Consider the following 12869-nt stretch of genomic DNA (forward strand, 5'->3'; position numbering starts at 1 on the left):
ACCAATCAGATCAGGGATATGGGTCGAATCTTGGGTCAAGATTCGACCCATATCCCTGATCCAGTGCCGAGAAAGGCGCTACCGGGAGCCGACGAGGGTGAGGATCCAGGCGACTACGAAGGCCTCTTCCTTCCAGGCGTCGTACCGCCCGGACGGCCCGCCGTGCCCGGCCCCCATCTCCGTCTTGAGCAGGTAGTCCCCGTCGGGTGCGGTCGCGCGAAGCCGAGCGATCCACTTCGCCGGCTCGTGGTACAGGACCCGGGTGTCGTTGAGCCCGCCCATCGCGAGGATCGCCGGATAACGCTGAGCCCGGACGTTCTCGTAGGGCGAGTAGCTCTTCATGTACGCGTACACCTCGGGGGACTCGAGCGGGTTGCCCCACTCCTCCCATTCGGTGACGGTCAGCGGCAGGTCCGGCCGAAGGATCGTGTTGAGCGCGTCGACGAACGGCACCTGGGCGACGATGCCGGCGAACAGCTCGGGCGCGAGGTTGGCGACCGCGCCGACGAGCAGGCCGCCGGCCGAGCCACCCCGGGCCACCGTCCGATCCGGACTGGTCCAGCCGCTCTTCTGCAGGTGCCGGGCGGCCGCCGCGAAATCGGTGAAGGTGTTCTTCTTCGCGGTGAGCTTGCCCTCCTCGTACCAACGGCGGCCCAATTCCCCGCCGCCCCGGATGTGCGCGACGGCGAATACGACCCCGCGATCCACCAAGGACAGTCGCGGAATGGAGAACCAAGGGTCCATGCTCGTCTCGTACGATCCGTAGCCGTAGAGCACACAGGGCGCCGAGCCGTCGCGGGGCGTACCGGCGAGGCAGATCAGTGAGATCGGGACGCGGGTGCCGTCGTCGGCCACCGCCCACTCCCGATGCTGCTCATACCGCTCGGGGTCGAACCCGTCCAGCACCGGCTTGCGCTTACGCAGGACCAAGTGCTCGTCGGCCGGGGCGTCCAGCAGGTAGTCGAAGACCGAGTCCGGCGTGACCAGCGACGCGTACCCGAGTCGGATCGCCCGCGTCAGGTAGTCCGGGTTGTCACCGAGGCCGACGGTGTAGATCGGCTCCGGGAACGCGATGTCGAACGGCTCGCCGTCCTTCGGCAGCACCCGCAGCCCGGTCAGACCGTTGCGGCGCAGGGACACCACGACGTGCGTCGCGAACGCGTCCACCGCCTCCAGGCGTACCCCTCGGTGATGCGCGATGAGCGGCGTCCACTCGGCGGGAGCGCCGACCGGCGCGGTGGCCAGTTCGAAGTCCTCCGCGCCGTCGTTGTGGAGCACGAGCAGCCGGTCGCCGTCGGGCTCTACTGTGTATTCCACGCCCTGGCGCCGCGCGCGGACCGTGCGCGGCGCGGCAGCCGGGTCCGTGGCCGGGATGAGCCAGGCCTCGCTCGTGACCTTGCTGTGCGCCTCGATGACCAGGTACTCCTCGGAACGCGACAGCTCGGCGCCGAGCCAGAACCGCTCGTCGGCCTCCTCCAGGACCAGCGCGTCGTCAGCCCGGTCGGTGCCCAGCCGATGCCGCCACACGCGATTCGGCCGCCAGGCCTCATCCACGGTGAGGTAGAGCAGGGTGCCCGCGTCCGCGGACCAGGCCGCGCCGTAGAAGACGTCGTCGATCACGTCGGGCAGGTCCGCCCCGGTCGCCAGGTCCTTGACGCGCAGGGTGAAGCGCTCGTCGCCGGTGAAATCCGTCGAGTACGCGAGCAGCCGCCCACCCGGGGCGACGTCGAACGCGCCGAGCTGGAAGAACTCGTGTCCCTCGGCGAGCTGGTTCCCGTCGAGCAGGATCTCCTCGCCGGGCAGCGGGCCGCCGTCGCTCTGCGGCGGGGTCGGATCGTCGGCGGCGGGCACACGGCACTGGATGCCGTACTGCTTGCCCTCCTCCTGACGCGTGTAGTACCAGTAGCCGCCCTTGCGGACCGGCACCGACAGGTCGGTCTCCTGGGTCCGGCGTTTGATCTCCGCGAACACCGTCTCCTGGAGCGCCTTCTGCGCGGCGGTCCGCTGCTCGGTGTAGGCGTTCTCCGCCTCCAGGTACGCGACCGTGTCCGGGTCTTCCTTGTCCAGCAGCCACGCGTACTCGTCGATCACCTCGTCGTCGTGATGCCGGCGAATGTGCGCCGCTCGCTTCGCCACCGGAGGCTTGATCGAGAGAGTAGAGATCTGAGTAGGAGCGTTGGTCACACGGTGAGGTTACCGACCCACTGGCTGTATTGCGCCCGGTCGAGTGAAGGTCTAAAATATCGAACGGTTGTTCTAATGCGGTACGAAATGCGGTAACGAGGGAAAACCCTTGCCGACACCGCCGTTTCGCGTCCATCGGCTCCCAGTGAGGCGGGCAGATGATACCCATTCCGCGTACGCTCGCGGCAGCTCGCGCTCTGGAGGGCACTGTGCCGATCCGGGCTCCGATCGGCACCGGCCGCTGGACTGCCCGTCCGCAGCATCTCGACGAGGTCGCGACCGTCCTCCGGTTCGCCGCCGAGAAGGGCCGGGAGATCCGGCCGCGTGGCGCCGGCAGCAAGGCCGCCTGGTTCACCGAGCCGTCTGATGTAGACATCACCCTGAGCACGGGCGATCTGAGCGCCTGGCACTACGAGCCGGGCAGCCCGGTCGTCACCGTCGGGGCCGGGGTGCCGCTGCAAGTGGCGCAGATTCGGCTGGCCACATACGGATTGCGGTTAGCGCTCGATCCCCGGTCACCCGGTGCGACGGTTGGCGGCATTCTGGCCACCGACGAGTTCGGTCCGCTCGCGATGAAGTTCGGCCGTCCGAGTGAACAGCTGCGCGGGGCCTGGGGCGTCCGCGCCGGCGGCACGTTGATCGCGCTCGGCGACCCCGACATGGCATGCGGCCCCGTCCGCCCGGAGTCGGCCGAACGGCACCCGGACCCGGCCGATCGCCGCTGGCTGCCGACCGGCGTCCTGGTGAGCGCGACGCTGCCGGTCCAGCCGATGCCTCCGGCCAGCCGCTTCGTCTCGCACGACGTCGCCTCCCCGCTGGAGGTCGGCGAGCTGATCGCCCGCATGGAGGCCTGCTGCTCCGCGCCGACCGCGATCGAACTCGACCTGCCGGCCCGGTCGCAGTCGCGGATCGGGCACGTCGGCACGCTGACCGTGCTGGTCGAGGGGTCCGTCTCGAGCGCCACCGACCGTGCCGGGGAACTCGCCGACGCGTTCGGCCCGAAGACGGGCTTCCACGACGTCGCCCCCGAAGGCTGGGCGCGCTACCCATGGCGCGGCGACGACGTCTCCGTCCGGATGGACGCACCGGCAGACGCGCTCGCGTCCGTGGCATACGCCATGCGCGACGCGGCCAACGCACCCGTCGCCTTCCGCGCCAGCCTCGGCGCCGGGGTCGGCTACGCGGCGATCCCCGCCCGGCTGCCCGCCGAGGTCGTCCGGGCCGTCCTCGAAACGTGCCGCGACGTGCTCATGGGTCGCGGCGGTGAGGTCACCGTCCTGTCCGCGCCGGCTGAACTCCGCCGAATCATCGGCCTGGAGCGCCTGTACGCCTGACCGAGCCCGCCGCGCCGCCCGCCAAACCCCCTCGGCTGGGCGGCGCGGCTCTTTCGTGCGCGCCCTCGCCCTCACGCCGGCCCCGCCCGCCCTCGCGGCGACCCCGCCTACCCTCGCGCCCAGCCCCGCCCGCGCGCCGCCCTCGCCCGGCCGGACGCCCCGGGGCCGGGCCGCGTCGTAGGCACCAGATCAGGGTTCTCGGTCGAATCTTGGGCCAAGATTCGACCGAGAACCCTGATCCCGCGCAAACGCGGGAGCGAGGGATTCGGGCGTAACCGTGATCTGCGGCTCACCACGGGGCGGATGTCGGCAGCGCGCGGCGGCAGTGCGAGAATAGGCGCGCTGTGATCGACGTACCCGCTTCCCAGGCCCTTTTCGACCGCGCCTCGGCCATCGTGCCCGGCGGGGTCAACTCCCCCGTTCGCGCCTTCCGGGCGGTCGGCGGGACTCCGCGCTTCATGGTCGAGGGCCGGGGGCCGTGGCTCACCGACGCCGACGGCAACCGCTATGTCGACCTCGTGTGCTCGTGGGGTCCGCTGATTCACGGGCACGCCCACCCTGAGGTGATCGCCGCGGTGCAGGCCGCAGCCGCCAGGGGGACGAGTTTCGGCACGCCGACCCCGGGTGAGGTCGAGCTGGCCGAGGAGCTGGTCGGGCGTACGGCGGTGGAGCAGATTCGGCTGGTCAACTCGGGCACCGAGGCGACGATGTCGGCGATCCGGCTGGCCCGTGGGTTCACCGGGCGGACGAAGATCGTGAAGTTCGCCGGGTGCTATCACGGGCACGTCGACGCGCTGCTGGCCGCGGCGGGCTCCGGGGTCGCGACCCTGGCCCACACCGAGCGGCACGCGGGTGACGCGGCGGTCCCGGACTCGCCCGGCGTCACCGGGGCATCCGCCGCCGAGACGATCGTCCTGCCCTACAACGACCTGCCCGCCGTCGAGGCCGCCTTCGCCGCCCATGGTGACGAGATCGCCGCGATCATCACGGAGGCAGCGGCCGGGAACATGGGCGTGGTCGCCCCGCTGCCCGGGTTCAACCAGGGACTGGCCGACATCGCCCACCGGTACGGCGCGCTGCTCATCGTCGACGAGGTGATGACCGGCTTCCGGGTGTCCCGGAGCGGCTGGCAGGGACTCGATCCGGTGGACGCCGACCTCTGGACCTTCGGCAAGGTCATGGGCGGCGGGCTGCCCGCGGCGGCGTTCGGCGGGCGTACGGAGATCATGGGCCGGCTGGCCCCGGCCGGTCCGGTCTACCAGGCCGGCACCCTCTCCGGTAACCCGTTGGCCTGCGCGGCCGGGCTGACCAGCCTGCGGCTGGCGACCGACGAGGCGTACGCGAAACTCGACGCGACGGCGGCGAAGATCAGCACGCTGGCGACCGAGGCGCTCGGCAAGGCCGGCGTGCCGCACACCCTGGCCACGGCTGGCAGCATGTTCTCAGTCTTCTTCACCGACACTCCAGTGGTGAACTACGACCAGGCGAAGACGCAAAACGTCGCCGCCTTCCGCGCGTTCTTCCACGCCATGCTCGACAACGGCGTCTACCTGCCGCCGAGCGCGTTCGAGGCGTGGTTCGTCTCGACGGCGATCGACGACGACGCGTTCGAGGTGATCGACAAAGCGCTGCCGGTCGCGGCAGCGGCAGCCGCGAGCGCCCGATGACCGAGCGCTCGCCCACCCGCCCCCGAAGCGGACCCACGGACCGGACAACGGTCCACTTCCTTCGCCACGGTGAGGTGCACAACCCGACGGGCGTCCTCTACGGACGACTCCCGGGGTTCAAGCTCAGCACGCTCGGCGAGCAGATGGCCGAGGCGGTCGCCAAGTCGCTGGCCGAACGCGACATCACGCACATCTTCAGCAGTCCGCTCGACCGGGCCGTCCAGACCGCGCAGCCCAGCGCGGCCGTTCTGGGCCTCCCCGTCGAGACCGACCTGCGCCTGATCGAGAGCGAGAACTGGTTCGAAGGCCGGTCGGTCGGCTTCAGCCCCCGCGTGTGGCCCAAGCTGATCAACCCGTTCCGGCCCAGCTGGGGCGAACCGTACCTGCACATCGCCCAGCGCATGCGCGACGCGCTGCACGACATCCGCGACGCGGCCCGTGGGCACGAGGCCCTGGCCGTCTCGCACCAATTGCCGATCTGGGAGCTGCGGCTCTTCCTGACCGGGCGCCGGCTCTGGCACGATCCGCGCAATCGCCAGTGCGCCCTGGCCAGCCTCACCTCGTTCCGCTATGAGGGCACCAGCCTGGTCGGCATCGACTATTCCGAGCCCGCGGCGCATCTCGGGCCCGGCAAGGGATTGGGGGCCTGATGGGTCTCACGCGCAGGTCCGCGGTGCTCGGCGTGCTCGCCGCGGTCACCCTCGCCGCCTGCTCCGACAATCAAGATCAGAAGGGTACGCAGAGCGGCCTGATCGAGGCGGCGAAGCGGAAGAAGGCGCCCACCGTCACGGGTGACCTCCTCGACGGCGGCAGTTTCGACCTGTCCGCGTACCAGGGGAAGGTCGTCGTCGTGAACTTCTGGGCGAGCTGGTGCGCGCCCTGCCGAGCCGAGGCGACCGATCTGGAAGAGGTCTGGCAGTCCGCCAAGTCCTCCGGCGTGCAGTTCGTCGGGATCAACATCCGCGACGAGAAGGACAAGGCGATCGCGTTCCACTCCGGCCGCGCCACCTATCCCAGCATCTTCGACCCGGCCGGCAAGATCGCGCTGGGCTTCTCCGACGTCCCCCCGTCGGCGATCCCGTCCACCCTGGTCATCGACCAGCAGGGCCGGATCGCTTCGATCACGCGGCGAGACATTCGCGCGGCCGAACTGCGGGAGGTTGTCGAGGCGGTGGTGGCCGAGAAGGCGGGTTCCAGTGGGTGAGTCGTTCGCGGACATGGCCACGGGCGGCCCGCTGGCGCTGGCGCTGCTCTTCGCGGCGGTCGCCGGACTGGTCAGCTTCTTGTCGCCCTGTGTGCTGCCCCTTGTGCCGGGCTATCTCTCCTACGTGACCGGCCTGGTCGGGGCGGACCTCTCCGCCGCGCTCGGTGAGCGGGAAGGCCCGCGGCGGCGTGGTCGCGTACTGGCCGGGACGGCGCTTTTCACGGCCGGGTTCGGCGTCGTCTTCATCACGACGACCGTGCTCGCCGCCCGCCTCGGCGGGACACTGATCAGCAACGCCCGCACACTGGAGATCGTCGCCGGGGTGCTCATCATCCTCTTCGGCGTCGCGATGCTCGGCTGGATTCCGGGCCTGCAACGCGAGGTACGCATCCACCGGCTGCCGCAGGCGGGACTGTGGGGCGCACCCGTCTTCGGCGCGGTCTTCGCCCTGAGCTGGATTCCCTGCATCGGGCCGACGCTCGGCGCGGTGATGCTGCTCGGCACCTCGAGCGGGCAACCCGTCCGCGCGGCGGCGCTCGCCACGGCGTACTGCCTCGGGATCGGGGCGCCGTTCCTCGCGCTCGGCCTCGGCATGCGCCGGCTGGCCGGGGTGGTCAAGGCGATCCGGCGCAACTCGCACTGGGTCACCCGGATCGGCGGCGCGCTGCTGGTCCTCGTCGGCATCGCCCTCGTCACCGGGGCGTGGGGCGACTTCATCATCTGGTTGCGCGCCACCGTCGGACCGGGATCGGTGAGCCTGTGAAAGCGATCCTCGGCTTCGCCGTCGCCAAACTGCGAACCGCCTGGCGGCAGCTCACCTCCATGCGTACGGCGTTGGTGCTGCTCTTCCTGCTGGCGGTCGCCTCGATCCCCGGTTCGATCCTGCCGCAGCAGGGCGTCAACCCGGAGAAGATCAACCAGTACTTCGTCGAGCATCCCGACCTGGCCCCGATCATCGACAAGCTCGGCGGCTTCGACGTCTTCCGGTCGCCGTGGTTCGCCGCGATCTACCTGCTGCTGTTCACCTCCCTCATCGGCTGCATCCTGCCGCGTACGCGGGACCACGCGCGGGCGCTGCTCCGTCGCGTACCAGATGCTCCGAAGCGACTGACCCGGCTGCCGGAGCATCACCGCGGCCGCACCGAACACGGAGCCAAGGAGCTGGCCACGGCCCTGCGCGGCTGGCGGACGGTGACCCGCGAGCACCCCGACGGCACGGTGACCATCGCGGCGGAGAAGGGCTTTCTCAAGGAGACCGGCAACCTCGTCTTCCACACCGCGCTGATCGGGGTCCTGGTGGGCGTCGCGCTCGGCTCGATGCAGGGCTGGCACGCCAACCGCCTGCTGGTGAAGGGCCCGGAGCAGGCATTCTGCACCACTCCCCAGCAGTTCGACGAGTACGTCCCCGGCACCGGGGTGAACCCGTCCGACCTGCCGAAGTACTGCCTGGAGCTGACCGACTTCCAGGCGTCCTACCTGGACAACGGACAGGCGAAGTCGTTCGGGGCGACCGTCGCGGTGACCGGCGAGAAGACCGAGACCACCGAGTTCTCCGTCAACCACCCGCTGCGCCTCGGCGACGCCAACGTCTACCTGCTCGGCCACGGCTACGCCGTCATCCTGCGCTACACCGACACCAATGGCCGCTCGCAGACCGCGGTCGTGCCGTTCCTGCCGACCGACCAGCAGACGCTGACCAGCGAGGGCGTCGCAACCTTCCCGGACGCGAACGCCGACCCGAAGACGGGCAAGCCCGACCGGACCAAGCAGGTCGCGTTCTCCGGGCTCTACGTGCCGACCGCGCCGGACTCCGGCATGGCCGCGAGGTCGATCTACCCGGAGGAGCGCAACCCCCGGCTGGTGCTCACCTTCTACCAGGGCGACCTGGGCATCGACCAGGGCGTGCCGAGCTCGGTCTACCGGCTCAACTCCAAGCAGATCGCCAACGGCAAGCTGAAGCAGATCGGCGACGGCAAGTCACTGGAGGTCAACGGGAGCTGGACCCTGGACGACGGCTCCAAACTGGAGTTCCTCGGTACGCGCCCGTTCGTGACCGTGTCGCTGCGACACGACCCGGGCGAGCCGGTGGTGCTGGTCAGCATCCTGCTCGTGCTCGCCGGACTGATGCTCTCGCTGGGCGGCAAGCGCCGGCGGGTCTGGGTCCGGCTCACCCCGTCCGACGACGGGACCAACCTGCTGGAGATCGGCGGCCTGCCGCGCTCCGAGTACCCCGGCTTCGCCGCCGAGTTCGCCGCGGTCGTCGCCAAGCTGGGCATCACCGAGATGGGAGACGACACCCGTGAACCTGTCGACGCTCTCCGATAATTTGCTCGTCTTCGCGATCCTGGGCTACCTGATCGCGATGATGCTCCACGCCTCGGAGTACTCCCTCGCGGGCAAGCGGCGTACCGCTGCCGCGCCGGCGGAGGAGCGGGTCCTGGTCGGGGCGGGCGGCCCCCCGGTCGCCGTGCAGCCGGACGCCGGGTCGCCGGCCGACGCACCCGACGAATCCGATACGGCCGGTCCGGCCGGGCCAGACCTCGGTACGCGCCTGGGCGGCTGGGCCGTCTACGCGACCGGGCTGGCCGTGCTGCTGCACCTGGGGACGGTCGTCACCCGAGGGTTGGCCGCCGAGCGGATGCCCTGGGGCAACATGTACGAGTTCGTCCTGGCGGTGACCCTGGTCGGCGGCGCCGCCTGGCTCGCCGTGATCGTCCGGCTGCCGAAGCTGCGGCTGCTGGGACTGCCCCTGACCGTCGTGCAGATCCTCCTGCTCGGCTTCGCCGGACTCGTGCTCTACACCCAGATCACCCCGCTGGTCCCGGCGCTGCAGTCCTACTGGTTCGTCATCCACGTGACGTCGGTCGTCACCGCTTCCGGCCTGCTGCTCGTCGGCTTCGTGCCGGCGGCGATGTTCCTCGTCCGCGACGGCTACGACAAGGGCCGGGTGCGGTTCCCCTACACCCTGGGCGCTCGGCTGCCCAAGGCCGAGGCGCTCGAACGGCTCACCTTCGGGCTCCACGCGTTCGCGTTCCCGCTGTTCACCTTCGGCGTCGCGGCCGGCGCCGTCTGGGCCGAGGCGGCCTGGGGCCGTTACTGGGGCTGGGACCCCAAGGAGACCTGGGCCTTCATCTCCTGGGTCGTCTACGCGGGCTACCTGCACGCACGTAGTACGCCCAGCGTCAACCGCCGGGTGGTGATGTGGATCGCCGTCCTCGGCTTCCTCACCATGCTGATGAACCTGTTCGGCGTGAACTTCTTCTTCACCGGTCTGCACAGCTACGCCGGCGTGGAGTAGCCGCTCATTCCCTTTGCGTTCCCTCTGCGCTGGATCAGGGATCCCGGTCGAATCTTGGTTCAAGATTCGACGCGGAACCCTGATCCAGCGGCGTATTGGGGGCGCGATCAGGCCGGGCTGAACAGGGTGCCGAGGCGTTCGGCGATCTCGGGGACCTCCATGCCGCCCTTGGCCACGTCCATGACCAGCTCGAAGGCCGGATCGTCGCCGCCGGTGAAGACCATGCCGTTGAGCCGGAGGAAGGCTTCCGCGGCGGCCCAGCCCATGCGCTTGTTGCCGTCGACATACGGATGGTTGCTCACCAGCGAGTGCAGGAGCGCCGCCGCCTTGCCCAGCAGGGTCGGGTAGGCCTCGACGCCGAAGACCTCGGTGCGCGGACGGTGGACGGCCGATGCCAGGAGCCCCGGATCGCGCAGGACGGCGTGCGCCCCGATGATGTGCCGGGCACCTCCGGCCACCTGCTCCACCGTGAGGTAGATGATCGCCATCAGGCGGTGCCGAGCCGGTGCAGGAGGTCGGCGCGTTCCGTGGCGATGGTCCGGAAGACGTCGTCGGCGCGTTCGTCGGCCCGGCGGGCCAGCCACTCGTCGATCGCGGTGACGACGGCCTGGTTGACCGAGATCCCGACCGACTCGGCCTCGTCCCGCAGGGTCGCGCCCAGCTCGTCGGGTACGCGTACTGTCATGGTGGCCATGCACAGAATGATAGCAAGATGTGCTATCACCCGATGCTGTCAGTGTGGGTGACCGTCACCGGGCGTGTCGCGGCCGAGTTGCTCGGGTTGTGACGTTGCGCTGGCTGCCTCGAATCGCCCTGGTCGCTGTCCTGATCGCCAGTTCAGGCTGGACCGTGTACAACGACGACCCGGCGAGCCTCCTGCCGCTCTGCCACCCCGGAGGGAAGCCGTCGGATACACCGCCGGCCGAACCGCCGAGTTTGACGCGGGACGCTTGCCGGGCCCGGGCGACCAGCGTCCAACGCGTACGCGTCGCGCCGTTGCCCAGCGGTCTTCGGAGCGCGGGTTCCTACAGTCACCTGGGCGCGACCAGCGCCGGAACGTGGTCCGGCGTACTGGGCCGGATCACCGTGCGGGACCCGGCGGTCCGCCCGGACACCCTCGACTTCACCGCCGCCCGATTCATGGCCCGCCGGGACACCGGCGAGGGGCGTACGAGCTGGTTGGAGGCCGGGTGGGCGGAGACCGGCTGGAGCGGAGGCGGCCGCCAGCGGATCTACGCCTACGACACGAACCGCAACTCCTGGACCTTTTTCGAGGACTACAAGATCCACAGCGGTGACCAGATCTGGATCTACCTGGAGTCGGGGCCGGACTCCGGCCAGCTCGCCACCGAGTGGCGGGCCTGGCTGTGGTGGGGCGACAAGTGGCACCTGCTCGCCTCGCAGCGCCTGCCGTTGACCTCGTCGGCGCAGGTGGAGCAGTACGTCGAGGTCTACTCCGATGCCAAGCCGGGGAGCCTCTCGGGCGAGCCGCCAGAAGTGCGGTCAGCCCCCGCGAGTTACTCGGTGCCGCCGGTCTCCTTCGACAACGTCCAGGTCAAGTCGGCTCCCGGTGGCGCGGCCCAGTTCTGGCGAGCCGACACCGTGCCGTCCACGACCGGCGACGGGACCGCGGCGTACTGCGTGGACTGGACGACGCGGTTCGACACCTGGTCGGCGGGCGACTGCGGACGGTCGTAGCCGTGGTGGCAGGATTGCGCCATGGCCGCACCGCGCTTCCCCTTCACCGACCTGCGCGAGTTCCTCGCCGCTCTGGAGAAGGCCGGTGAGTTGCACCGGGTGACCGTCCCGGTGGACCCCACCTTGGAGATCAGCGAAATCGTCACCCGCACCGTCCGGGCCAAGGGGCCCGCGCTGCTCTTCGAACGCCCCACCCGCGGTGACATGCCGGTCGCGATCAACCTCTTCGGCAGCGACCGCCGGATGGCGATGGCCCTCGGCGTCACCGACTTCGACGAGATCGGCGCCCGGATCGGCGAGCTGGCCAAACCTGAGTTGCCGCAGGGCTTCTCCGGGATCATGGACGGTCTCGGCAAGGTGATGCAGCTCAAGAGCGTACCGCCGAAGAAGGTCAGGTCGGCGCCGTGCCAGGAGGTCGTCCTCAAGGGACCGGACGTGGACCTGAACCTGCTGCCGGGCTTGGTCACCTGGCCCGACGACGGCGGGATCTTCCACAACTACGGGCTCACCCACACCAAGCACCCGGAGACCGGCAAGCGCAACCTCGGGCTCTACCGGCTGCAGCAGCACTCCCGCAACACGCTGGGCATGCACTGGCAGATCCACAAGGACTCGACCGCGCATCACGCCGTCGCCGAGCGGCTCGGCCAGCGGCTGCCGGTGGCCATCGCGATCGGCTGCGACCCGATCGTCTCCTACGCGGCGACCGCACCACTCCCCGGCGACATCGACGAATACCTGTTCGCCGGATTCCTTCGAGGCGAGCGAGTAGAGCTGGTCGACTGCCTGACGGTGCCGCTGCAGGTGCCCGCTCAGGCCCAGATCGTCCTGGAAGGCTACGTGGAGCCCGGCGAGCGGCACGCCGAAGGACCGTTCGGCGACCACACCGGCTTCTACACGCCGGTCGAGCAGTTCCCGGTGCTGCACGTCGAGGCCATGACGATGCGTCGCGATCCGGTCTACCACTCGATCATCACGAGCAAGCCGCCGCAGGAGGACGGGCCGATCGGCCGGGCCACCGAGCGCATCTTCCTGCCGCTGATCAAGATCCTGGTACCGGACATCGTGGACTACCACATGCCGGAGCCGGGCGTCTTCCACAACTGTCTCGTGGTCGCCATCAACAAGCGTTACCCCAAGCACGCGCAGAAGGTCATGAACGCGATCTGGGGCGCGCACCTGCTCTCACTGACGAAGCTCATCGTGGTCGTCGACGACGACTGCGATCCCCGCGACCTCAACGAAGTCGCGTTCCGTGCGTTCGGCAACGTCGACTACGCGCACGACCTCGTCGTCACCCAGGGCCCGGTCGATCACCTCGATCACGCGTCGTACCAGCAGTTCTGGGGCGGCAAGGCGGGCGTCGACGCCACCCGCAAACTGCCGAGCGAGGGCTACCACCGCGGCTGGCCGGCCGAGGCGGTCATGTCGCCCGAGGTCGTCGCCAAGGTCACCAAGCGCTGGAAGGAGTACGGCCTGTGAAG

Annotated in this window: 12 protein-coding genes; 9 read left to right on the plus strand and 3 right to left on the minus strand. The window is 69.8% G+C overall.

Features of this window, described 5'->3' with window-relative positions:
• Positions 1–78: 78 nt before the first annotated feature.
• On the minus strand, positions 79–2148 hold the full coding sequence (locus AB0H43_RS00325; protein WP_359995669.1) for a S9 family peptidase: 2070 nt from the start codon (positions 2146–2148) through the stop codon (positions 79–81).
• Between the two features lie 245 nt (positions 2149–2393).
• Between AB0H43_RS00325 and AB0H43_RS00330 the strand changes: the two genes are divergently transcribed.
• The 7 genes from AB0H43_RS00330 (at position 2394) to ccsB (ending at position 9687) form a co-directional block, all read left to right on the plus strand.
• The gene (locus AB0H43_RS00330; RefSeq protein ID WP_359994170.1) at positions 2394–3518 is read left to right on the plus strand and encodes an FAD-binding oxidoreductase; all 1125 of its coding nucleotides are present in this window, start codon (positions 2394–2396) and stop codon (positions 3516–3518) included.
• Between the two features lie 344 nt (positions 3519–3862).
• The gene (gene hemL, locus AB0H43_RS00335) at positions 3863–5185 is read left to right on the plus strand and encodes a glutamate-1-semialdehyde 2,1-aminomutase (RefSeq protein WP_359994173.1); all 1323 of its coding nucleotides are present in this window, start codon (positions 3863–3865) and stop codon (positions 5183–5185) included.
• Positions 5182–5835, plus strand: a complete 654-nt coding sequence (locus AB0H43_RS00340; RefSeq protein ID WP_359994176.1) for a histidine phosphatase family protein — start codon at positions 5182–5184, stop codon at positions 5833–5835. The genes hemL and AB0H43_RS00340 overlap by 4 nt, the downstream gene beginning before the upstream one ends.
• The gene (locus AB0H43_RS00345) at positions 5835–6389 is read left to right on the plus strand and encodes a TlpA disulfide reductase family protein (protein ID WP_359994179.1); all 555 of its coding nucleotides are present in this window, start codon (positions 5835–5837) and stop codon (positions 6387–6389) included. The genes AB0H43_RS00340 and AB0H43_RS00345 overlap by 1 nt, the downstream gene beginning before the upstream one ends.
• Positions 6382–7152, plus strand: coding sequence for a cytochrome c biogenesis protein CcdA (locus AB0H43_RS00350; RefSeq protein ID WP_359994182.1), 771 nt, complete (start codon positions 6382–6384; stop codon positions 7150–7152). Before AB0H43_RS00345 ends, AB0H43_RS00350 begins: the two co-directional genes overlap by 8 nt.
• On the plus strand, positions 7149–8714 hold the full coding sequence (locus AB0H43_RS00355; RefSeq protein WP_359994185.1) for a cytochrome c biogenesis protein ResB: 1566 nt from the start codon (positions 7149–7151) through the stop codon (positions 8712–8714). Before AB0H43_RS00350 ends, AB0H43_RS00355 begins: the two co-directional genes overlap by 4 nt.
• Positions 8695–9687: a c-type cytochrome biogenesis protein CcsB gene (gene ccsB, locus AB0H43_RS00360; RefSeq protein ID WP_359995672.1), complete on the plus strand. Its 993-nt coding sequence runs from the start codon at positions 8695–8697 to the stop codon at positions 9685–9687. Before AB0H43_RS00355 ends, ccsB begins: the two co-directional genes overlap by 20 nt.
• Positions 9688–9794: 107 nt before the next feature.
• Here ccsB and AB0H43_RS00365 read toward each other — a convergent pair whose 3' ends face one another.
• Entirely contained in the window at positions 9795–10175 is a 381-nt protein-coding gene (locus AB0H43_RS00365; protein WP_359994188.1) for a type II toxin-antitoxin system death-on-curing family toxin, read from the minus strand.
• On the minus strand, positions 10175–10381 hold the full coding sequence (locus tag AB0H43_RS00370; RefSeq protein ID WP_359994191.1) for a toxin-antitoxin system HicB family antitoxin: 207 nt from the start codon (positions 10379–10381) through the stop codon (positions 10175–10177). The genes AB0H43_RS00365 and AB0H43_RS00370 overlap by 1 nt, the downstream gene beginning before the upstream one ends.
• Positions 10382–10470: 89 nt before the next feature.
• On the opposite strand from AB0H43_RS00370, the gene AB0H43_RS00375 reads away from it, so the two are divergent.
• Together AB0H43_RS00375 and AB0H43_RS00380 are read left to right on the plus strand one after the other, a co-directional pair.
• Positions 10471–11385, plus strand: coding sequence for a hypothetical protein (locus tag AB0H43_RS00375; protein WP_359994193.1), 915 nt, complete (start codon positions 10471–10473; stop codon positions 11383–11385).
• A 21-nt stretch (positions 11386–11406) separates the two neighbouring features.
• Positions 11407–12867 (plus strand): menaquinone biosynthesis decarboxylase, encoded by a 1461-nt coding sequence (locus AB0H43_RS00380; protein ID WP_359994196.1) that lies wholly within the window; start codon positions 11407–11409, stop codon positions 12865–12867.
• Positions 12868–12869 lie beyond the last annotated feature (2 nt).

The sequence above is a fragment of the Hamadaea sp. NPDC050747 genome (genome assembly GCF_040654195.1).
Classification (GTDB): Bacteria; Actinomycetota; Actinomycetes; order Mycobacteriales; family Micromonosporaceae; genus Hamadaea.